The following is a 20,454-nucleotide window of genomic DNA, read 5'->3' as shown; positions in this document are numbered from 1 at the left end:
GCCGACCGGCAACGTCCTGCGACGCGTATCCGGCGAGAACCGCTGAGCCTGAGTGAGTCTGGTGCCCCTGGTCTCGGCCGGCCTCGGCGCATGACGGCCTGCGCGGGCGGCGCCGCGTCAGTCGAGGAGTTTCAGGCCGATCCGGCTACCGGTCAGGCGGGCTTTTGGAACGTGTACACGCGGTATTGGATGAGCCCGGCCTTGGACAGCCACTTCATCCAGCGTGTGCCGACGATCATCGTCTTCTGAGCGTCTGCTGACCCCTGCTCGCGAAAGAACTTGAGCAGGAAGGGGTACGTCGGCAAGGTGTTCTTCCGGATGTTGCGTTTCTCGGCGAGCTCGAGCCCCGCACGCTTACCCATGGACCGGTAACCCCGCAGCGGGACATTCCCGAGCGTTCCGTAGGACTTCGCGATCCGGGGACGGATCGCCATCCAGATCGGGGTCTTCCCGAAGAACATCAGGGTCGGTACGAAGTCGGACACCGCCAGGTACCCGCCCGGCTTGAGCACCCGCGCGGCTTCGGCGAGGAACTTCTCGCGGGACGGGAAGTGGAAGATGCATTCGACGGCCAGGACACGGTCGAAGGAGTTGTCCTCGAACGGCAACTGGCAGGCGTCGGCCTCGACCCAACCGATCTTGTTGCCGTTGACGGGCTTGGTCTGGGCCTCGGCCGCCGCGAGCTGGCGCGGGTCGATGTTGAGGCCGGTGAGGTCCATGTCCGAGTAGGTGCCGTTGATCTGCTGGATGGTCCCACCGAACCCGCAGCCGGCGTCCAGCAGCTTCTGTCCGTCGGCAACCTTTCCGGCGGCGAACAGGACATGGTCCATCTGCTCCATGGCCGCGATGTAGTCATCCCGGGTGCCCTTGGCGGTCTTGGGATCTTCCCAGTAGCCCCAGTGCACCTGGTTTTCCCACAGCTGGCCCGTTTCGCCACCTTCCTGCCGTTCATCGATCAGCAGGTCGAAGTAGGGGAGCTCAGCCATGCGCGGACCGTATCACGATCGGCGCCGAGTGTGACGTACGCCCCACTCTCGCGGCAGGGCACGGTTCGGCGAAGTTTGAGAGTCCTACCGGTTTCACCGCCACCGTGATGGGAGCATGACGGGATGTCTGCCCTTCGGCGAATCAAATCTGTCGAACAGTCGATTGCCGACACCGACGAACCGTCGACCCGGCTCCGCAAGGACCTCACCTGGTGGGACCTGACGGTGTTCGGTGTCTCGGTCGTCATCGGTGCGGGCATTTTCACCATCACCGCTTCCACGGCGGGCAACTTGACCGGGCCTGCGATCTCGATTGCCTTCGTCATCGCCGCCGTCGCGTGCGGGTTGGCCGCCCTGTGCTACGCCGAGTTCGCCTCCACCGTGCCGGTGGCCGGTAGCGCGTACACCTTCTCCTATGCCACGTTCGGGGAGTTCGCGGCGTGGATCATCGGATGGGACCTGATCCTGGAGTTCGCCGTCGCGTCCGCGGTGGTGGCCAAGGGGTGGTCGAGCTACCTCGGAACCGTGTTCGGGTTCGGGGGCGGGATCGCGGATTTCGGTGGTCTGGAGATCGACTGGGGCGCGTTGGTGATCATCGCGCTGGTGACGGTCCTGCTGGCGGTGGGCACCAAGTTGTCAGCGCTCTTCAGCCTGGTCATCACCGTCATCAAGGTGTCGGTTGTGCTGTTGGTGGTGGTCGTGGGCGCCTTCTATATAAAGGCCGCCAACTACACCCCGTTCATTCCGCCGAACGAGGCCGGCGAGGGGGCCAGCGGGGCCGACCAGTCACTGTTCTCGTTGTTGACCGGCGCGGCGGGCAGCCACTACGGCTGGTACGGGGTGCTGGCCGGTGCCTCGATCGTGTTCTTCGCGTTCATCGGGTTCGACGTCGTCGCAACCACTGCCGAGGAGACCCGCGATCCGCAGCGTGACGTACCCCGCGGCATCCTGGCCTCACTCGGGATCGTCACCGTGTTGTACGTCGCGGTGTCGGTGGTGCTTTCCGGCATGGTGTCCTACACCGTGCTGCGCGATGCACCCGACGGCCACGCCAACCTGGCCACTGCCTTCGAAGCCAACGGTGTGCACTGGGCCGCGAAGGTGATCTCCATCGGCGCGCTTGCCGGGCTCACCACGGTCGTGATCGTGCTGATGCTGGGACAGACCCGCGTGCTGTTCGCGATGTCGCGCGACGGTCTGCTGCCGCGACAGCTGGCCGTGACCGGCACCCACGGGACGCCGGTCCGCATCACCCTGATCGTCGGGGTGCTGGTGGCGATCGCCGCCTCGGTGTTCCCGATGGGCCGGCTCGAGGAGATGGTCAACATCGGCACGCTGTTCGCCTTCGTGCTGGTCTCGGCCGGGGTGATCGTGCTGCGGCGGACCCGGCCCGACCTGAAGCGCGGATTCCGCGTGCCGTGGGTGCCGGTGTTGCCGATCGCCGCGATCCTGGCGTGCCTGTGGTTGATGCTCAACCTCACCGGGCTGACCTGGATCCGGTTCCTGCTCTGGATGGTGATCGGGGTGGTGGTGTACGCCGTGTACGGCCGGAGCCATTCGACGCTGGCCAGTAGGGAAGTCGCGGCGACGCCGTCGCAGTAGCTGAAATCGACGCTCGACCACAGTGGATCCGTCGTGGCCTGGGTCACTTTACAAAAGGTAGGTCAATGTCTAGACAAGAGACATAGGCGCGCTTATAGTCAAGTCATCGCAGTGACAGCACTCACACAAGGAGGCTCATCGTGGTGGCGGAACTCTCGAGCGGACCGGACGTCGCAGACGTCGGGCAGTGGCGGGACAAGAAGCGGCATCTGTGGCTCATGGGCCTGATCGCCCCGACGGCGATCTTCGTGATGCTGCCGCTGATCTGGGGGCTCAACCAGCTCGGCTGGCACACCGCCGCCCAGGTGCCACTGTGGATCGGGCCGATCCTGCTCTACGTGCTGCTGCCGCTGTTGGACCTGCGGTTCGGGCCCGACGGCCAGAACCCGCCCGACGAGGTGATGGAGCAGCTGGAGAACGACAAGTACTACCGGTACTGCACCTACCTCTACATCCCGTTCCAGTACGCGAGCGTCGTCATGGGCGCGTATCTGTTCACGGCGTCCGATCTCAGCTGGCTCGGGTTCGACGGCGGACTCGGTTGGCCGGCCAAGATCGGTATTGCGTTGTCGGTGGGTGTGCTCGGAGGGGTGGGCATCAACACCGCGCATGAGATGGGGCACAAGCGAGACTCGTTGGAGCGCTGGCTGTCCAAGATCACGCTGGCCCAGACCTGGTACGGCCACTTCTACATCGAGCACAACCGTGGGCACCACGTGCGGGTCGCCACACCCGAGGATCCCGCGTCGGCGCGTTTCGGCGAGACCTTCTGGGAGTTCCTGCCGCGCAGCGTGTTCGGTAGCCTGCGCTCGTCGTGGGAGCTGGAGGCCCAGCGCTTGCGCCGGCAGGACAAGTCGCCGTGGCACTGGTCCAACGACGTGCTCAACGCGTGGGCCATGTCGGTGGTGTTCTTCGGCGTCCTGATCGCGGTGTTCGGACCCGCGCTGATCCCGTTCATCGTCATCCAGGCCATCTACGGCTTCAGCCTGCTGGAATCGGTGAACTACCTCGAGCACTACGGGCTGTTGCGGCAGAAGACGGCCAGCGGTCGCTACGAGCGGTGCGCCCCGGTGCACAGCTGGAACTCCGACCACATCGTCACCAACCTGTTCCTGTATCACCTGCAGCGGCACAGCGATCACCACGCCAACCCCACCCGCCGGTATCAGACCCTGCGCAGCATCGACGGCGCACCCAACCTGCCCAGTGGGTATGCGTCGCTGATCGGGCTCACCTACCTGCCGCCGTTGTGGCGCAAGCTGATGGACCACCGGGTGCTGGAGCACTACGACGGTGACATCACCAAGGTGAACATCCAGCCGCGGCTGCGGGCGAAGGTGTTGGCGCGCTACGGGGCCGGTGATGCCGCGTGAGCGCCTACGAGTGTCCTGGATGCGGCTACGTGTACGACGAAGCGAAAGGCGCTCCGCGAGAGGGGTTCCCGGCCGGAACGCCATGGAGCGACGTGCCCGACGACTGGTGCTGCCCGGACTGTGCGGTGCGGGAGAAGGTCGACTTCGAACCGATGGGAGCAGTGAAATGACCGACGAGCGCTTGCGCGAGGAGCCGACCGGCACCGAGCCGTACAAGCTGTACATCTGCGTCCAGTGCGGATTCGAGTACGACGAGGCCAAGGGCTGGCCCGAGGACGGCATCGCGCCGGGGACCCGATGGGATGACATCCCCGAGGACTGGAGCTGCCCGGATTGTGGCGCTGCGAAGACCGATTTCGAGATGGTCGAGGTCGCACGGCCTTGACGGCTTCGAGCGACGCGCTCGAAACACGGACGGAAAGCGATATTGTCGCCCGTGTGAGTCGGCCGCGAGACAAACAGCGCATCCCGTATGCGGAGGCATCCAGGGTGCTGCTGCGCGATTCGATTCTCGACGGCATGCGGGAACTGCTGTTGACCCGCGACTGGTCGGCCATCACGCTCTCGCACGTGGCCCAGGTCGCGGGGATCAGCCGTCAGACGATCTACAACGAGTTCGGCTCCCGGCAGGGGCTGGCCGAGGGTTATGCCATGCGTCTGGCGGACCGGCTGGTCGACGCGGTCGACAACGCGATCAACAACAACGTCGGCGAGGTGCACGCGGCGTTCCTGGAGGGGTTCCGGGCGTTCTTCCTGGAATCGGCCGCCGATCCGCTGGTGATCTCGTTGCTCACCGGCGCTTCCAAGCCCGACCTGCTCCAGATCATCACCACCGGCAGCGGCCCGATCATCTCCCGATGCTCCGCCCGGTTGACCGGAACCTTTCAGAACAGCTGGATGAAAGCCAGTGACGAGGACGCCGGGGTGCTGGCCCGGGCGATCGTGCGCCTGGCGATGAGTTACGTGTCGATGCCGCCCGAGGCGGACCACGACGTGGCCGGTGACCTGGCCCGACTCATGACGCCTTTCGCCGAGCGCTACGGTGTCATAGATACCCCGTAGCTGTCAGAGCGCCGCTGCCGTTACTCCGCATGAGCGCCTGTCCCGCGAGCCCGCAGGCTAGAGGTATCTGCGTGTGGCGTCGCCGTCGGGCGCGTCTGCGCGCGTGCAAGCAATCACGACTGAAAGAGGGCTCTACATGACCGAGTTGAAGGCCGACAGCCTCAACGGTATCGACTACAAGGTGGCCGACCTCTCGCTGGCCGAATTCGGCCGCAAGGAGATCCGCCTGGCCGAGCACGAGATGCCCGGCCTCATGGCGCTGCGCCGCGAGTACCACGACGTGCAGCCGCTCAAGGGCGCCCGCATCTCCGGCTCACTGCACATGACCGTGCAGACCGCGGTGCTGATCGAGACGCTGGTTGCTCTCGGCGCCGAAGTGCGATGGGCTTCCTGCAACATCTTCTCCACCCAGGACCATGCCGCCGCGGCGGTCGTCGTCGGTCCGAACGGCACCCCGGAGGAGCCCAAGGGCACCCCCGTGTTCGCCTGGAAGGGCGAGACGCTGGAGGAGTACTGGTGGGCCGCCGAGCAGATGCTCACCTGGGAGGGTGAGCCGGCGAACATGATCCTCGACGACGGCGGCGACGCCACCATGCTCGTGCTGCGTGGCGCCGAGTACGAGAAGGCCGGCGTGGTCCCGCCCTCCGAGGAAGACGACTCGGCCGAGTGGAAGGTCTTCCTGTCCCTGGTGCGCAAGCGCTTCGAGACCGAGAAGGACAAGTGGACCAAGATCGCCGCGTCGGTCAAGGGTGTCACCGAGGAGACCACCACCGGCGTGCTGCGGCTGTACCAGTTCGCCGCTGCGGGTGAGCTGGCGTTCCCGGCCATCAACGTCAACGACTCGGTCACCAAGAGCAAGTTCGACAACAAGTACGGCACCCGGCACTCGCTGGTCGACGGCATCAACCGTGGCACCGACGCGCTGATCGGCGGCAAGAAGGTGCTGATCTGCGGCTACGGCGACGTGGGCAAGGGCTGTGCCGAGTCGCTGGCCGGTCAGGGCGCCCGCGTGCAGGTCACCGAGGTCGACCCGATCAACGCCCTGCAGGCGCTGATGGACGGCTACGACGTGGTGACCGTCGAAGAGGCGATCGGCAACGCCGATATCGTGGTGACCGCGACCGGCAACTTCGACATCATCCTGCTGGACCACATGAAGGCGATGAAGGACCACGCGATCCTGGGCAACATCGGCCACTTCGACAACGAGATCGACATGGCGGCCCTGGAGAAGTCGGGCGCTACGCGGTTGAACATCAAGCCGCAGGTCGACCAGTGGACCTTCGGCGACTCGGGCAAGTCGATCATCGTGCTGAGCGAGGGCCGACTGCTCAACCTCGGAAACGCCACGGGGCACCCGTCGTTCGTGATGAGCAACAGCTTCTCGAACCAGGTGATCGCCCAGATCGAGCTGTGGACCAAGAACGACGAGTACGACAACGAGGTCTACCGCCTGGCCAAGCACCTCGACGAGAAGGTGGCGCGCATCCACGTCGAGGCACTGGGTGGCTCGCTGACCAAGCTCACCAAGGAGCAGGCCGAGTACATCGGCGTCGACGTCGACGGCCCGTACAAGCCGGAGCACTACCGTTACTGAGTTACTGAGGTAGCGCGACCAGACGGAAAAATGCCCCAAATCAAGCGATTTGGGGCATTTTTCTGTCTGCTGGCCGATTACTTCTTGTTGTCGTGCTTGCTCTTGCTGCCGGCGTCCTTCTTGGCGGGCTTGGTGGCATCGGAACCGGAGCTGGACGCACCGGCACTCGAACCGCTTGAGCTGGAGGCAGATTCGCTGGACTTGCGGGTGCTGTTCGCGCCCAGTCCGTTGCGGACGTTCTTCACCGCATCCTTGACGCCCTTGACCAGATTGCTGCGCGGGGCCTTGTCCGTCGGGCCGGCCGGCCGGGTAGACGGTGCCTTCAGGCGGGTCTGGACCTTAGGCGTCGCCTTCACTACGGTCCCGGCATCGTCAGCCGATTCCGTTGCCGTTCCGGCGGTCTCGCCGGCGGTGCTTGCCTCGTCGGCGGCATCGACCTTGGTGGCGGCCGGGGTCTTGGTGGCATCCGCGGCCGCGGGTACGGCGGCCGGCTTCTCCAACGACACCGTGACGGTCTTGTTCACGGTTGTGTGCGTCAGCTCGTTGGCCGCTGCGATGGCGTTGGCGGCTGAACTGTCGGTGACCGAACTGTCGGCATCCGTCACCGGAGCGGCAGCCAGGTCGGCGGCCTCCTCGGTGCCCGTGGTGATGCCTTGCAGCTTCTTGACGATGTTCTCGACAGCGGCACCCTTCAACGCTTCACGAAGTTTGGTGACGCCTGCACTTTCGGCGGTGTCGCTCAGAATGTCGCCCGTCGCGAGCGGATGCAGTCCGAACAGCGGGGGCTTCGGGGCAGGAGCATTCCCCTTACCGTCCCAATCGTCCCAGCCGCTGCCGAGCAGCACGCCGACCGTCTGCGACAGACCCTGCAGGGCGCCGATCGGGCCGACGGCCTCACCCTTGACCGAGATGGGCAGGGCACCGAGCTTGATATCCATGCCGAGGCTGTTGAAGATCGAGCCGCCGACCGAGGGGATCGTGACCTTGTTGCCGTCTTCGTCGGTGTACTCGTAGGTGCTCCGATCGGTGGAGCCCGGGGTGAGCAGACCGCCGAACGCGATGTTGAGCCCGGCGATGGTGACGGTGTCCTTGATCAGCCCCGCATCGTTGATCATGGGCGCCAGCGCATCGAGGTTGAGGTTGGCACCGTTGAGGAACGCGTCGACCATGCCGGCCGGTACCCCGAGCAGGCTGGAGAGCGCCGTCGTCGAGTCACCGGCCTGAAGCGCGTTTGAGATCGCCACGGCACTGTTGAGGAGCGCCACCGCGGGGCTGACGACCGGCCCGATGGAGCCGATGAGCACACCGCTCAGCGGCGAGGCCAAGACACTCATGACCGCCGAGAAGGCCTCGGGGTCAACACCTTCGGCCAGGAAGCCGGGGAACATGTCGAGCGCCATGCCGTGCATACCACCCAGGGTGTGCTTGACCACCGCGTCCCTGGTTTCCTCGTCCGCGCCGATCAGGGTGAGACCGGTCAGCACCTTCATCGCATTGGCGGCGAACTGTTGCGACACGGCCTCGAAGCTCGACGGGTCGTCGAACAGCTGCTTGGCGTAACCGATCTGGTTGGCGATCGCCTGTTGCAGTCCGACTCCCGGGGCCAACAGGAAGTTGTCGCCCAGGATCGTGCCGTTGGCTTTCGCAGTGTCGAAGGCCGCCTGCAACGGCGCGAAGGGGTCCCAACCCGCCGTCAGCCGGACCGCGTCGGCCTGGATGTCGTGCTGAACGCCGGCCTGGACCGGGGAGATCCCCGGCGTGGCAGCGATCATTCCGGCAGCGGCGACAACGACTCCGGCTGCAGTGAGCCAGTGACGGGTGGTTTCTTGCTTTGCACCCACGGCAGTGTGGGGCTGAGCAACGAGATGCACGGCATCTCCTTTCGCATCTGTAAATAATCGGACAGACCATAGCCTGGCCAAGTAGTTGCAGATGCAAAATTTGGGCAACGAATGTAGCCAGTTTAAGGTTCCGCGCCTTTGAGCAACGCGTTGCGGCGTGGGAATCCGCTGCTCGCTGGGCTCGAACTTGATTTGGGCTAATAATTAGACATTTTCTTATGTCGCGAACGACCTCGGGGTGAGGCATCGATTCGCGTCGCCGGGCGCCCGGCGAGATCGTGTGTCGTCTGTCAAAAAATTTGTCTGACAACATGATTCATGCGATCAAGCCCCGTTCCGGGCGTGCTGCCGGTAGTCGGTCATCCGGCTCGGATGGGGCAGGCGCGCGAGGCCGAGACATGTCGGTGCACCGTCATTTGTGCGTGGGTGGGCGGAAACCGCGGCTCGCGATACGGGCCGTGCCTGGGTCGTGCCGACCAGATTCGGACGCGACAACCCGTGGCCACCCGGTCGGGTGGCCACGGTCAGCTAACAATCTTGGTCAGCTTTTGAGTCAGTTCTGGCCGGCGGCCTGCTGGCGGGCCGCCTCCGCCTTGATCAGCTCGGCGATCTGGATCGCCGCCTCGAGTTCCCTGGCCTTGGCGAGGTCATCAAGTGCCGACGGCCTACGCCAGTGCGCCACGGGTGCGATCTCGTCGTCGAGCAACTGTTGCCGGCACCGGCCCCGTTGGATCTTGCCGCTCGACGTCGTCGGAATCGACAGATGTTCCACCAGTAGAACCGAATTCGGCTCGACTCCGTATCGCGTGGTCACCGCGGTCCGGATCGCATCGGCCACCGCGGCGAGGTCGGCCGACCCCTCTCGTCGGCGCGCCACCTCCTGCACGATCACCATCTGTTCGACGGCGCCCAGGCCGGGAGTGATTGTGAAGACGGCGCCGCGGCCCGAGACGAGTGCCGGATGGCAGTCCTGCACCGTCCGCTCGATGTCGTTGGGGTAGTAGTTGCCGCCACGGATGACGACGAGGTCCTTGCAGCGTCCCGTGATGTACAGCTCGCCCGAACGAAGGAAACCCAGATCGCCGGTGCGCAGGAACGGGCCGCCGGATTCGTCCGGCAGCGTCGCCGAGAACGTCTGCGTCGTCTCGTCCGGTCGGGCCCAATAGCCCCAACCGACGCTGGGACCTGCGATCCAGATCTCGCCGACTTCGTCTGCCCCACAAGGCTGGTGGGTCAGCGGGTCGACGATGGCCACGTCCTGGCCGCCTCGCGGACGACCGCATCCCACCAACGCCAGAGCAGCCGGATGTCCCGGGTCGACGTCGACGACGCGATCGACCTGAAGGCCGGTGCGATCGACGTGTGCAACGACCGGCAACGCGGAGTCCGACCCGCCGGACACCAGCAACGTCGCCTCCGCGAGCCCGTACACCGGACACAGCGCCTCCGGCCGGAAGCCCGCCGGTGCGAACGCCTCGGCGAACTTCTCCAGCGTGGCGGCCTGTACCGGTTCGGCGCCGTTCATGGCGGTGGCCAGGCTGGACAGATCGAGCGCCGCGCGCTGCTCTGCGGTGCTCTCGTCGACACACCGGTCGTAGGCGAAGTTCGGTGCGGCGGTGAAGGTTGCGCGAAGCCGGGAGATCGCTTCGAGCCAGCCCATCGGCCGTTTGACGAAGGAGGACGGCGACATCAGATGGGTGGTGCACCCGACGTAGATCATCGAGAGGATCCCGCCGATCAGCCCCATGTCGTGGTGGGACGGCAGCCAGAACACGCTGGTTGCGGTGTCGTCGCCGTGCCATACCTGGCGGATCGACTCCATGTTGTGCATAAGGTTTCGGTGCGTCAGGGCGACGCCCTTCGGGGTCGTGGTGGAGCCAGACGTGTACTGCACCATGGCGATCGCGTCGGCGTCGACATCGGGTGCTGTCCAGCCGCTGCCGTCTGCGGAAGCGCCGTCCACCTCATCGGTGCGGACCCACCGCAGGTCACGCCCCTCGGCCAACTCATCGATGGCGGCCTTGATCTTCGCCTGCGTCTCGGCGGTGGCCAGGGCGAAGCGCGCATGTGCGTCGGGCACCACCGAGGACAGACGCGGAGCCAGCCGCTCGTGCACCGGCACGGCGACAGCGCCCGCGTAGATGCAGCCGAAGAACCCGGCGACGGAATCCAGGCCGGGCCGGCACAGGACCAGGACCCGTTCACCGGCAGCGCCCAGTTCTTGCAGGGTGGACGCGATCGCGCGGGCCCGTCGATCCAGGTTGCGGTAGGTCAGCTGGGTGCGGTTCTGGTCGTCGCCGTCATAGGAGAAGCTGAACGCAACCTTGTCCTGATACGTCGCAGCCCGCTGCTGCAGCATCTCCAGCAGGGTTGCTGCGGCGGGCTTCACCGCGAGCACTGTGTTCTGGTGCATCCGCTACCTCATACGTCGGCGATTCCTGGGATCAGGCGACCGTACCGGACGCCCCGGAGGGCCCTCGGATTACCCGCAGGAGGCGGCGTCGAGCTCCGGATAGGATTTCACCAGCGATCGATCGGGGGTGTGCATGGCTGAGGACGCAGTCATCCAGGAGTTAGCTGCCGCTGTTGAACGCAGCCCGGAGCTGGCAGAGTTGCGCCTGCACCTGGCCACTTTGCTGGTCGAACGGGGCCGCTATGCCGAGGCGCTGACACATTGCAGCGCAGTGCTGGCCCAGGACGCCTCGAACATCCGGGCCGTGACGCTGCTGCAGCAGTGCAGCGCCGGCCTGGCGGGCGCGTCAGCACCTGCTGCGCCCGCAGAGCCCGCTCGGGGCTTCGACTGGACGGCGGCCGAGAAGGAGGTCGCCGACATCGTCAAACCGGCATTCGTCACAGAACCCGCCGAAGCCGTCAACGAGAACGACTACGACGCACTGCAGCGCACGTCGGTCCGGCTCGACGACATCGCGGGGATGGCCGAGGTCAAGAAACAGCTCGAGCTCTCACTGCTGGGCCCCATCCGCAATCCCGAGCTGATGAAGGCATTCAAGGTGTCCGCGCGCGGCGGACTGCTGCTGTACGGCCCGCCCGGATGCGGCAAGACGTACATCGCCAAGGCGGTGTCCGGCGAACTCGGGGCGAACTTCTATCAGGTCGGGATCGCCGACGTGTTGTCCCGTTGGCTCGGCGAGAGCGAACACAGTGTCCGGGCGATCTTCGACAACGCGCGTCGCAACGCGCCCTGCGTGCTGTTCTTCGACGAGGTGGATGCGCTCGGTCATCGTCGTTCGGCACTGAGCGGGTCTGCCGGGTTACGGACCGTCGTGAACGCCCTTCTGGAAGAACTGGATTCGGCCACATCCGACAACGACGGTGTCTACGTGCTGGGCGCCACCAACGCTCCATGGGACGTCGACGCCGCGCTGCGCAGGCCCGGCCGGTTCGACCGGATGATCTTCGTGTCATTGCCTGACGTCGATGCGCGTGCGGCGATCATGAAGTTGCATCTGCAGGACCGGCCGGTGGAGGGCATCAACCTGGCGTCGGTGGCCAAACGTACCGACGGTTTCTCCGGCGCCGACCTGGCCCATGTCTGTAATACCGCAACGCAGTTGGCGATGGCCGAATCTCTGCGAAGCGGTCAGGTGCGGCCCGTTCAGATGTCCGACATCGACGCCGCGTTGGCGCAGATCCGGCCGTCGACCGGGCCGTGGTTCGAGACCGCACGTAACGTCGTGGAGTTCAGCAACCGCGACGGCACCTACGACGATCTCGCAAAATACATGCGGCGGAACAAACTTCGGTGACGTCGGCAGCCGCAGGCCCCGGCGATGTCGCCGAGGCGTATCTGGGCACAAGAAACTACCAGCGGGCTGCCGAAGTGCTGCAGTCCGCGTTGGCCGAAGCCCCCAACGATGCCGGACTCCTTGCGCAGTACGCCCGTGCGTGCCTGGGGTTGAAGGACTATCAGCGGGCGGCGCAGGCCGCTCATTCGGCGTTGGCCGCCGCCCCCGGCGACGAACACGTGATGCGTGTGTATGCCCTCGCGCTGAACGGACAGGGACGGCGGCAGGAAGCGCTGCAGATGGCGTGGAAAGCAGCCACGGAGAATCCGCACATCTATTCCGTGCACTACACCTACGCCAGCCTGTTGCACGAGGCCGGGCGTTCGCGAGAGGCGCTCGACGTGATCGACGAAGCCCTCCGGTTGTACCCGGAGTCGGCGGACTCGCTGGTGCTGCGCGGCGACATCCACCGGGCGCTGGGGAGTTTCACCGCGGCCGAGGACAACTACCAGGCGGCCCTGCGGTTGGAACCCGACCATGCTTCGGCGGTTCACAACCTGGCGGTCGCCAGGCTGAAGTGGGGCAAACTGACGACGTCGATCAACGGTTTCCTCGGGGCGGGCCGGCTGGATCCGGGACTGGGCGCGTTGGCCCGCCGCAACATCGGGGTGGTGCTGATCCGGGTTCTGCGCGTCTCCACCGCGTGCGTCATCTTGCTGGCCCTCGCGATGATCTCCGTGATGGCCGTGCACGGAGATTCCCAACCGACTGTGGTACCAAGGATTTTCACTGCCTTGCTGTCGCTCGGGTTGGTGGCGGTGATCGCCTGGCTGGTGCGCAGCGTGCCACGCCCGACGCTGTACGCAGTGTTACGTGAGCGAACCTTCCTGGCCGTCCGGCTAGGGTTCCTGGGGTTCGCGATCGTCGCCGGAGCGGTCACTGCAGCGGTGGGATCGACTCCGCTGACAGATGTCCTGGGCCCGTTGCTGTTGTTCGGGGCCGTGAGTCTGCGGGTGTATGGCTGGCTGAGCGGTCAATAGGGGGGATGGAAATGAAGCAGGTGACGATCGCCTTCGACATCGACGGGACGTTGCGGGACAACACGATCACCGATGGCTACGTGGCCAACGAACGCATCCGCACGCTACTGATCACCTTGGCGAGCATGAAGAACACCCGGATCATGCTCTGGTCCGGGGGCGGCGAGGGTTACGCCCGTCGGGCTGCCGACGCCATGGGCCTCGTGAAGTACGTCGACGTCTACGCCGACAAAGGCTACGGCGGCTACGACGCCGACGGCCATCCCATCTTCCACACCGATCTGAAACCCGACATCGCCTTCGACGACATCGAGGAGTGCTCGCTCGGCGGACTGAATCTCATTGTGCAGGAGCGCGGATTCACGCCGGGTTATGTGCCGCCCGCGCAGCGGCCGAGCTGACGCGCGGTTGCCACTCCAGTGTGACGCTCGAGGGCTGGCGCCACTCTGGTGTGACATTGGGGGGCGACGGCCGCCGCAGAGCTAGGCTCGCGGGGTGCTCATTGCGATCGAGGGTGTCGACGGCGCAGGCAAACGTACGCTGACGGGCGGTCTGCGGGCGGCGTTCGAGGCCGACCACCTCTCCGTCGGCAGTCTGGCGTTCCCGCGCTATCACCGCTCGGTGCCCGCGGACCTGGCCGCCGAGGCGCTGCACGGCGCCCACGGCGATCTGGCCGGATCCGTCTACGCGATGGCCACCCTGTTCGCGCTCGACCGTGCCGGTGCCCAGGAGGAGATCGAACACCTGCAGGCCGCCTATGACGTCGTCATCCTGGATCGCTACGTGGCGTCCAACGCGGCCTACAGCGCGGCCCGGCTCCACCAGGGCGCCGACGGGGAAGCGGTGGCCTGGGTGCGTGAGCTCGAGTTCGACCGTCTCAAACTCCCCAGCCCGGATTGGCAGATTCTGCTCGATGTCCCCACCGAGCTGGCTGCTGCGCGGGCCGAGCATCGCGCCAACACCGAGGCCGACCGCGCCAAGGATGCCTACGAGCGCGACGGCGGGCTGCAACAGCGCACCGGTGCGGTGTATGCCGCGCTGGCAGCCGCCGACTGGTGCGGCCGATGGGCGGTCGCGGGCCCGGATGTGGACCCGGCAGCCCTGGCGGGGCGGCTAAGCAGCAGATAAAGCGGAGAAACCCGCGTGTGGTACCCCGGTTTTATCGCTATCGGGTGACACCATGGACACCATGAGGCAAAGGATCCTTGTCGTCGACGACGACCCATCGCTGGCCGAGATGCTCACCATCGTCTTGCGTGGTGAAGGATTCGACACCGCGGTCATCGGCGATGGCAGCCAGGCGCTCACAGCGGTCCGCGAATTGCGGCCTGACCTGGTCCTGTTGGATCTGATGCTGCCCGGCATGAACGGGATCGACGTGTGCCGGGTGCTGCGTGCCGACTCCGGCGTGCCCATCGTCATGCTGACGGCCAAGACCGACACGGTTGACGTGGTACTCGGCCTGGAGTCCGGCGCCGACGACTACGTGATGAAGCCTTTCAAGCCGAAGGAGCTGGTGGCCCGGGTGCGCGCGCGGCTGCGCCGTAACGAAGACGAGCCTGCCGAGCTGCTCTCGATCAACGATGTCGAGATCGACGTGCCCGCCCACAAGGTGACCCGGCAGGGCGAGCAGATTTCGCTGACGCCGCTGGAGTTCGACCTGCTGGTGGCGCTGGCACGTAAACCACGCCAGGTGTTTACTCGTGATGTGCTGCTCGAACAGGTGTGGGGATATCGCCACCCCGCCGACACCCGTTTGGTGAACGTGCATGTCCAGCGGTTGCGGGCCAAGGTCGAGAAGGATCCCGAGAACCCGCAGGTGGTGTTGACCGTTCGAGGAGTGGGATACAAGGCCGGACCACCGTGATCGGACGGCTCGCCGTCGCCGTGACACTCACCGCCCGGCGGTGGCCGTGATCTTCAGCTCCAGACGTCGCATTCGTGGTCGCTGGGGAGGTTCTGGTCCGCTGTTGCGCGGATTGGGGACGCTCGGACGGGCGGTGAGCCTGGTCTGGCGTCGCTCGCTGCAACTGCGGGTCGTGACGCTGACCCTGGGGCTCTCGCTCGCCGTCATCCTGGTGCTCGGCTTCGTGCTGACCAGCCAGATCACCGACCGGATCCTCGAGGTCAAGGTCAAGGCCGCCACCGAAGAGGTGGAACGGGCCCGCGTCACAGTCGGCGGCATCGTCGGCGGTGAGGAGAGCAGGTCGCTCGACAGCAGCCTGCAGCTGGCCCGGAACACCCTGATCGATCGCAAGGCCGACGCCCGAGCGGATGTGGCCGGTGCGTTCGACGCGGTGCTCATGGTCCCCGGCGACGGGCCGCGCGAAGCCGCTGCGGCCGGGCCGGTGCAACAGGTGCCCAAGGCGCTACGTGACTTCGTCAAGGCCGGACAGGTCAGCTACCAGTACACCCCGGTCGCCACCGATGCGTTCTCCGGCCCTGCGCTGATCGTCGGCAGCCCGGCGTCCTCATCGGTGCCCAATCTTGAGCTGTACCTGATCTTTCCGCTGAACAACGAGGAAAGCACCATCTCCCTGGTGCGCGGCACCATGGCGACCGGCGGCGTGGTGCTGCTGGGTCTGCTGGCGGCGATCGCTCTCGTGGTGGCCCGTCAGATCGTGCAGCCGGTCCGGTCCGCCTCACGGATCGCCGAGCGGTTCGCCGAAGGCCACCTGACCGAGCGGATGCCGGTGCGCGGCGAGGACGACATGGCCCGGCTCGCGGTGTCGTTCAACGACATGGCCGAGAGTCTGTCGCGCCAGATCCAACAGCTCGAGGAATTCGGAAACCTGCAGCGCCGCTTCACCTCTGATGTCAGCCATGAACTGCGGACCCCGCTGACCACCGTGCGCATGGCCGCCGACCTCATCCACGATCACAGCGAGGACCTCGACCCCGCGCTGCGCCGGTCAACCGAGCTGATGGTCAACGAGCTGGACCGGTTCGAGACACTGCTGGCCGATCTGCTGGAGATCTCCCGCCACGACGCCGGTGTCGCCGAGCTGTCGGTGGAGTCGGTGGATCTGCGGACGACGGTGCAGAGTGCGCTGGACAACGTCGGGCACCTGGCGGCCGATGCCGAGGTCGAGCTCGACGTCAACATGCCGGGCGACGAGGTGATCGCCGAGGTGGATCCGCGTCGGGTGGAACGCATCCTGCGCAACCTCATCGCCAACGCCATCGATCACGCCGAGCGCAAACCGGTGCGCATCCGGATGGCTGCAGACGAGGACACCGTCGCCGTCACCGTGCGCGATTACGGTGTCGGCCTGCGTCCCGGCGAGGAGAAGCTGGTGTTCAGCCGGTTCTGGCGGTCCGATCCGTCCCGCGTACGCCGCTCCGGCGGCACCGGCCTGGGCCTGGCCATCAGCATCGAGGACGCGCGCCTGCACCAGGGCCGGTTGGAGGCCTGGGGTGAGCCGGGCAAGGGAGCCTGCTTCCGTCTGACGCTGCCCCTGGTGCGCGGCCACAAGGTGACCACCAGTCCGCTGCCGTTGAAACCTGCTTCGCAGCAGCAAAAGTCGCGGCAGCGCCCCAACCGCGACCGGGAGCATGCGGAGGAGAACGTGTGAAGCGCCTACTGACGGTGGTGGTCGTCGGTCTGGTAGTTCTGGTGTCCGGATGCGCGGGAATTCCGAATTCGTCGTCCCCGCAAGCGATCGGTACCGTCGACAGGCCGGCACCACCGAACCTGCCCAAACCGGCGCCGGGCATGGACCCCGATGTTCTCCTGCGCGAATTCCTCAAGGCCACCGCCGATCCCGCAAACCGGCACCTGGCGGCCCGGCAGTTCCTCACCGAGTCGGCGTCCAGCTCGTGGGACGACGCCGGCAGCGCGCTGCTGCTCGACCGGGTGGTGTTCGTCGAAACCCGCGGCGCGGACCGGGTTTCGGTGAGCATGCGGGCAGACATCCTGGGATCCCTTTCCGACATGGGGGTGTTCGAGACCGGGGAGGGGGCACTGCCCGATCCCGGTCCGATCGAGCTCGTCCAGACTCCGGCCGGCTGGCGCATCGACCGGCTGCCCAACGGCGTTTTCCTTGACTGGCAACAGTTTCAGTCCACCTACAAGCGCAACACGCTCTACTTCGTCGACCCGACCGGGACCACGGTCGTGCCCGATCCCCGTTATGTCGCGGTGTCCGATCCCGACCAGTTGGCCACCGAACTGATCTCCAAACTGGTCTCCGGGCCCCGCCCGGAGATTGCCAGGGCCGTGCGTAACCTGCTCGACGCACCATTGCGGCTGCGCGGTCCGGTCACCCGGGCCGACGGTGGAAAGACCGGAGTGGGGCGTGGCTACGGCGGCGCCCGAATCGACCTCGAGAATCTCTCGACCACCGATCCGCACAGTCGGCAACTGCTTGCCGCACAGATCATCTGGACCCTGTCGCGGGCCGGGATCAGTGGGCCGTACGTGATCAACGTCGACGGTGCCCCGCTGGACGACCGGTTCGCCGACGGTTGGGAGACCTCCGACGTCGCGGCCACCGACCCGGGTGCGGTGCCTGGCGCGGCCGCAGGCCTGCACGCACTGGTCGGTGGATCGCTGGTGGCGTTGGACGGGCAGAGCACCACCCGCGTGCCAGGCGCGTTCGGTTCGGCACCGAATCAGAAGTCGGCAGCGGTGTCACGCAATGGCCAGGATGCGGCGTCTGTCGTCGTGTTGCCCGATGCCCCGGAGGCGACTGCCGCCTCGCTGTGGATGGGCCCGCTGGGCGGCCCCACCGCGATGGCCATCGAGGGCCGGACCCTGAGCCGCCCGAGTTGGTCGCTGGACCAAGCCGTGTGGGTGGTGATCGACGACGTCAATGTGGTCCGCGCCATCCGCGACGCGTCCGGTGTGCCGGCGCGTATCCCCGTCGACGCGGCGGCCGTGGTCACCCGATATCCCGGCCCGATCACCGAACTGCAGCTGTCCCGGGACGGCACCCGCGCGGCGATGGTGATCGGTGGGCAGGTGATCCTGGCCGGGATCGAGCGGACCCCGGAAGGACAGTTCCTGCTGACCTATCCGCGGCGTCTCGGCTTCGGCCTGGGCAACACGGTGGTGTCGTTGTCCTGGCGTACCGGCGATGACATCGTGGTCAGCCGGACCGATCCGGCGCACCCGGTGTCCTACGTCAATCTCGACGGGGTGAACTCGGACGGGCCCAGCCGCAATCTGCAGGTCCCGGTGGGCACGGTGGCCGCGAATCCGTCGACGGTCTATGTCGCCGATCAGCGCGGGGTGATGCAGCTGTCCGCATCGGTCAGTGAGGACAACCCAGGCTGGGTCGAGGTGCGTCCGCTGATGGTTCCCGGCTCGGCCCCGGTACTGCCCGGCTGATTGCTCGGCGCACTCCTTCGGCGATGTGGCGGCCGAGTCGGCGCCGTTTTCTACGTGAGGGTTGTGCGGGGCGGCTTGTCGCGACCCTGCGGTAGAAATCGGCGGCGATGTGACGAGGCACGGCGAAGGTGTCGTCCCTGACGCGCAGACTGCCGGCATGCTCGACCTCATCCTGCCGCTGGAGTGCGGTGGTTGCGGGGCACCGTCGACCAGGTGGTGTGCGACGTGTGCCGCGCAGCTGAGCGTCGCCGATGACGAGCCGCACCTGGTCACTCCGCGAACCGATCCGGGAGTTCCGGTGTTTGCCCTGGGCCGCCACGCCGGTATCCGCCGGCGGGTAATCGTGGCGGCCAAGGAACACGGCCGCAGCGACCTGATCGTCCCGCTGGCCGGCGCGCTGAATGCCGGCCTGCAGCATCTGCTGACCTGGGGCGTCGTCGGCACTCCGGTCACGCTGGTGCCGGCACCGACCCGCTTCATCGCGGCTCGTCGGCGCGGTGGTGATCCGGTCCGCCGGATCGCGACGCTAGCGGTTACCGGCCTGCCGGGTGCCGGCGTGGTTCCCGCGCTGCGCCTGCGGCCGTGGGTGCGTGATTCGGTGGGCCTGTCGGGGGCTGCCCGCCAGCGCAACATCGCCGGCCGCGTGCGTCTGGTCAGGCCGGTCGCGGGCGAAGTGGTGCTGGTCGACGACATCGTCACCACCGGAGCCACGGCGGCGGAATCGGTGCGGATGCTTACCACTTCGGGGGCCGACGTGGCTGCTGTACTGGCGATTTCGCATGCCTGACGCGCGCGTCATTTCGCTGAGATCAAACCCACATGAAGAACTGAGAACACGTATTTGAAATTGGTGGCACGAGTGGGTGAACACGGACTACCGTCGGCAGCAACCACCCGTGAACGACTCACGGCGGCGCCCCCCGAACGCGGCGCCACTTCACTGCCAAACGGTAGGAGGTGAGTACCCGACACCTTTCGCCGATGGGTGGAGCAAACTATTCGGCCCATCGGCACCATCTCGATTCGTTGAGAAGTAGGGCACGCGTGAACGCGTGTGACAACTGAGAGAAACGAGTTGCCGAGTATGTCAACCCATTCCCCGGACACAAGCGCCACCATGGTGGTCGACCCCGACGAGCAGGTCGGCGACACCACCCCGGAGCCGAACGCAGAGGTTGTGGTCAAAGGTCGAAACGTCGAAGTTCCCGATCACTTCCGGATCTACGTCTCGGAGAAGTTGTCGCGCCTGGAGCGGTTCGACCGCACCATCTACCTGTTCGACGTCGAACTCGACCACGAACGTAACCGCCGTCAGCGCAAAAACTGCCAGCACGTCGAGATCACGGCCCGCGGCCGCGGCCCGGTGGTGCGCGGCGAGGCCTGCGCAGACAGCTTCTATGCGGCCCTGGAATCAGCGGCCGGCAAACTCGAAAGCAGGCTCCGCAAGAGCAAGGACCGCCGCAAGATCCACTACGGCGACAAGACCCCGGTCTCGCTGGCCGAAGCGACCGCGCACGAGACGCTGTTCGAACAGCAGCCGACGGCCACGGCCGATGGCGGATTGGCGGATGGCCTCGACGACCATGAGCCGGGCCGGATCGTACGGACCAAGGAACACCCGGCGAAGCCGATGACCGTCGATGACGCTCTCTATGAGATGGAGCTGGTCGGCCACGATTTCTTTCTGTTCCATGACAAGGAGAGTGATCGCCCGTCGGTGGTATACCGCCGCCACGCCTACGACTACGGGCTGATCCGTCTGGCCTGACCGCCAGAAGGCGCAGAATCGCACCTCGGAGCATTCCGGGGTGCGATTTTGTCTCTTGGCGCCAGCAGAACCAGCGACTTCGACCGGTCACCTACGATGGACGTCAA

The 20,454-nt window shown here is 66.2% G+C and carries 18 protein-coding genes; 15 read left to right on the top strand and 3 right to left on the bottom strand.

Translation table 11 applies throughout. The features are described from left to right. Positions 1–152: 152 nt before the first annotated feature. Positions 153–986: a class I SAM-dependent methyltransferase gene (locus tag AC4ELH_RS14645; protein WP_064886436.1), complete on the bottom strand. Its 834-nt coding sequence runs from the start codon at positions 984–986 to the stop codon at positions 153–155. Positions 987–1,109: 123 nt separating this feature from the next. Between AC4ELH_RS14645 and AC4ELH_RS14640 the strand changes: the two genes are divergently transcribed. The 6 genes from AC4ELH_RS14640 (at position 1,110) to ahcY (ending at position 6,620) form a co-directional block, all read left to right on the top strand. Then, positions 1,110–2,588, top strand: coding sequence for an amino acid permease (locus tag AC4ELH_RS14640; protein ID WP_498885125.1), 1,479 nt, complete (start codon positions 1,110–1,112; stop codon positions 2,586–2,588). Positions 2,589–2,806: 218 nt separating this feature from the next. Further along, on the top strand, positions 2,807–3,961 hold the full coding sequence (locus AC4ELH_RS14635; RefSeq protein ID WP_498886164.1) for an alkane 1-monooxygenase: 1,155 nt from the start codon (positions 2,807–2,809) through the stop codon (positions 3,959–3,961). Continuing rightward, on the top strand, positions 3,958–4,131 hold the full coding sequence (locus AC4ELH_RS14630) for a rubredoxin (RefSeq protein WP_082448908.1): 174 nt from the start codon (positions 3,958–3,960) through the stop codon (positions 4,129–4,131). The genes AC4ELH_RS14635 and AC4ELH_RS14630 overlap by 4 nt, the downstream gene beginning before the upstream one ends. After that, a complete protein-coding gene (locus AC4ELH_RS14625) occupies positions 4,128–4,346 on the top strand; it encodes a rubredoxin (protein ID WP_055111993.1) in 219 nt (72 codons plus the stop codon). The genes AC4ELH_RS14630 and AC4ELH_RS14625 overlap by 4 nt, the downstream gene beginning before the upstream one ends. Before the next feature lie 53 nt (positions 4,347–4,399). Continuing rightward, positions 4,400–5,023 carry a TetR family transcriptional regulator AlkX gene (gene alkX / locus AC4ELH_RS14620; RefSeq protein ID WP_055111995.1) on the top strand — a complete coding sequence of 208 codons (624 nt, stop codon included), beginning with the start codon at positions 4,400–4,402 and terminating at the stop codon, positions 5,021–5,023. A 136-nt stretch (positions 5,024–5,159) separates the two neighbouring features. Then, on the top strand, positions 5,160–6,620 hold the full coding sequence (ahcY, locus tag AC4ELH_RS14615; RefSeq protein WP_448442580.1) for an adenosylhomocysteinase: 1,461 nt from the start codon (positions 5,160–5,162) through the stop codon (positions 6,618–6,620). Positions 6,621–6,697: 77 nt separating this feature from the next. Here the strand turns inward: ahcY and gjpA are convergent, their stop codons facing one another. Both gjpA and AC4ELH_RS14605 read right to left on the bottom strand, forming a co-directional pair. After that, entirely contained in the window at positions 6,698–8,491 is a 1,794-nt protein-coding gene (gene gjpA / locus AC4ELH_RS14610; protein ID WP_498885121.1) for an outer membrane porin GjpA, read from the bottom strand. A 523-nt stretch (positions 8,492–9,014) separates the two neighbouring features. Further along, the gene (locus tag AC4ELH_RS14605) at positions 9,015–10,874 is read right to left on the bottom strand and encodes a fatty acyl-AMP ligase (RefSeq protein WP_498885119.1); all 1,860 of its coding nucleotides are present in this window, start codon (positions 10,872–10,874) and stop codon (positions 9,015–9,017) included. A 133-nt stretch (positions 10,875–11,007) separates the two neighbouring features. Here AC4ELH_RS14605 and AC4ELH_RS14600 point away from each other — a divergent pair, with 133 nt between their 5' ends. From AC4ELH_RS14600 to hpf, 9 genes are all read left to right on the top strand, one after another. Further along, positions 11,008–12,228 (top strand): AAA family ATPase, encoded by a 1,221-nt coding sequence (locus AC4ELH_RS14600; RefSeq protein WP_448442586.1) that lies wholly within the window; start codon positions 11,008–11,010, stop codon positions 12,226–12,228. Then, positions 12,225–13,247 carry a tetratricopeptide repeat protein gene (locus AC4ELH_RS14595; protein WP_448442588.1) on the top strand — a complete coding sequence of 341 codons (1,023 nt, stop codon included), beginning with the start codon at positions 12,225–12,227 and terminating at the stop codon, positions 13,245–13,247. Before AC4ELH_RS14600 ends, AC4ELH_RS14595 begins: the two co-directional genes overlap by 4 nt. A gap of 11 nt (positions 13,248–13,258) precedes the next feature. Beyond that, on the top strand, positions 13,259–13,648 hold the full coding sequence (locus AC4ELH_RS14590) for an HAD family hydrolase (RefSeq protein ID WP_131811692.1): 390 nt from the start codon (positions 13,259–13,261) through the stop codon (positions 13,646–13,648). Between the two features lie 94 nt (positions 13,649–13,742). Next, entirely contained in the window at positions 13,743–14,375 is a 633-nt protein-coding gene (locus AC4ELH_RS14585) for a dTMP kinase (RefSeq protein WP_064959528.1), read from the top strand. Between the two features lie 52 nt (positions 14,376–14,427). Next, on the top strand, positions 14,428–15,114 hold the full coding sequence (mtrA, locus tag AC4ELH_RS14580) for a two-component system response regulator MtrA (RefSeq protein WP_019343547.1): 687 nt from the start codon (positions 14,428–14,430) through the stop codon (positions 15,112–15,114). A gap of 46 nt (positions 15,115–15,160) precedes the next feature. Continuing rightward, positions 15,161–16,822, top strand: coding sequence for an MtrAB system histidine kinase MtrB (gene mtrB, locus AC4ELH_RS14575; protein WP_064886498.1), 1,662 nt, complete (start codon positions 15,161–15,163; stop codon positions 16,820–16,822). After that, complete coding sequence (gene lpqB / locus AC4ELH_RS14570; RefSeq protein ID WP_498885115.1) at positions 16,819–18,579, top strand: MtrAB system accessory lipoprotein LpqB; 1,761 nt, start codon at positions 16,819–16,821, stop codon at positions 18,577–18,579. Before mtrB ends, lpqB begins: the two co-directional genes overlap by 4 nt. 157 nt (positions 18,580–18,736) lie before the next feature. Continuing rightward, complete coding sequence (locus tag AC4ELH_RS14565; RefSeq protein WP_498885113.1) at positions 18,737–19,366, top strand: ComF family protein; 630 nt, start codon at positions 18,737–18,739, stop codon at positions 19,364–19,366. Positions 19,367–19,696: 330 nt separating this feature from the next. Continuing rightward, positions 19,697–20,347 carry a ribosome hibernation-promoting factor, HPF/YfiA family gene (hpf, locus tag AC4ELH_RS14560; RefSeq protein WP_498886162.1) on the top strand — a complete coding sequence of 217 codons (651 nt, stop codon included), beginning with the start codon at positions 19,697–19,699 and terminating at the stop codon, positions 20,345–20,347. Positions 20,348–20,454 lie beyond the last annotated feature (107 nt).

This window comes from Mycobacterium shunyiense, assembly GCF_058270075.1.
The sequence above is the reverse complement of the archived record's forward strand: the minus strand, read 5'-3'. Positions and strand labels throughout refer to the sequence as shown.

Excerpts from the sequence above, each read along its gene's own strand:
- AC4ELH_RS14645 (WP_064886436.1), bottom strand. The coding sequence starts at position 986 with ATGGCTGAGCTCCCCTACTTCGACCTGCTGATCGATGAACGGCAGGAA.
- AC4ELH_RS14640 (WP_498885125.1), top strand. The coding sequence starts at position 1,110 with ATGTCTGCCCTTCGGCGAATCAAATCTGTCGAACAGTCGATTGCCGAC.
- AC4ELH_RS14635 (WP_498886164.1), top strand. The coding sequence starts at position 2,807 with ATGGGCCTGATCGCCCCGACGGCGATCTTCGTGATGCTGCCGCTGATC.
- AC4ELH_RS14625 (WP_055111993.1), top strand. The coding sequence starts at position 4,128 with ATGACCGACGAGCGCTTGCGCGAGGAGCCGACCGGCACCGAGCCGTAC.
- ahcY (WP_448442580.1), top strand. The coding sequence starts at position 5,160 with ATGACCGAGTTGAAGGCCGACAGCCTCAACGGTATCGACTACAAGGTG.
- AC4ELH_RS14605 (WP_498885119.1), bottom strand. The coding sequence starts at position 10,874 with ATGCACCAGAACACAGTGCTCGCGGTGAAGCCCGCCGCAGCAACCCTG.
- AC4ELH_RS14600 (WP_448442586.1), top strand. The coding sequence starts at position 11,008 with ATGGCTGAGGACGCAGTCATCCAGGAGTTAGCTGCCGCTGTTGAACGC.
- AC4ELH_RS14590 (WP_131811692.1), top strand. The coding sequence starts at position 13,259 with ATGAAGCAGGTGACGATCGCCTTCGACATCGACGGGACGTTGCGGGAC.
- mtrA (WP_019343547.1), top strand. The coding sequence starts at position 14,428 with ATGGACACCATGAGGCAAAGGATCCTTGTCGTCGACGACGACCCATCG.
- AC4ELH_RS14565 (WP_498885113.1), top strand. The coding sequence starts at position 18,737 with ATGCTCGACCTCATCCTGCCGCTGGAGTGCGGTGGTTGCGGGGCACCG.
- hpf (WP_498886162.1), top strand. The coding sequence starts at position 19,697 with ATGGTGGTCGACCCCGACGAGCAGGTCGGCGACACCACCCCGGAGCCG.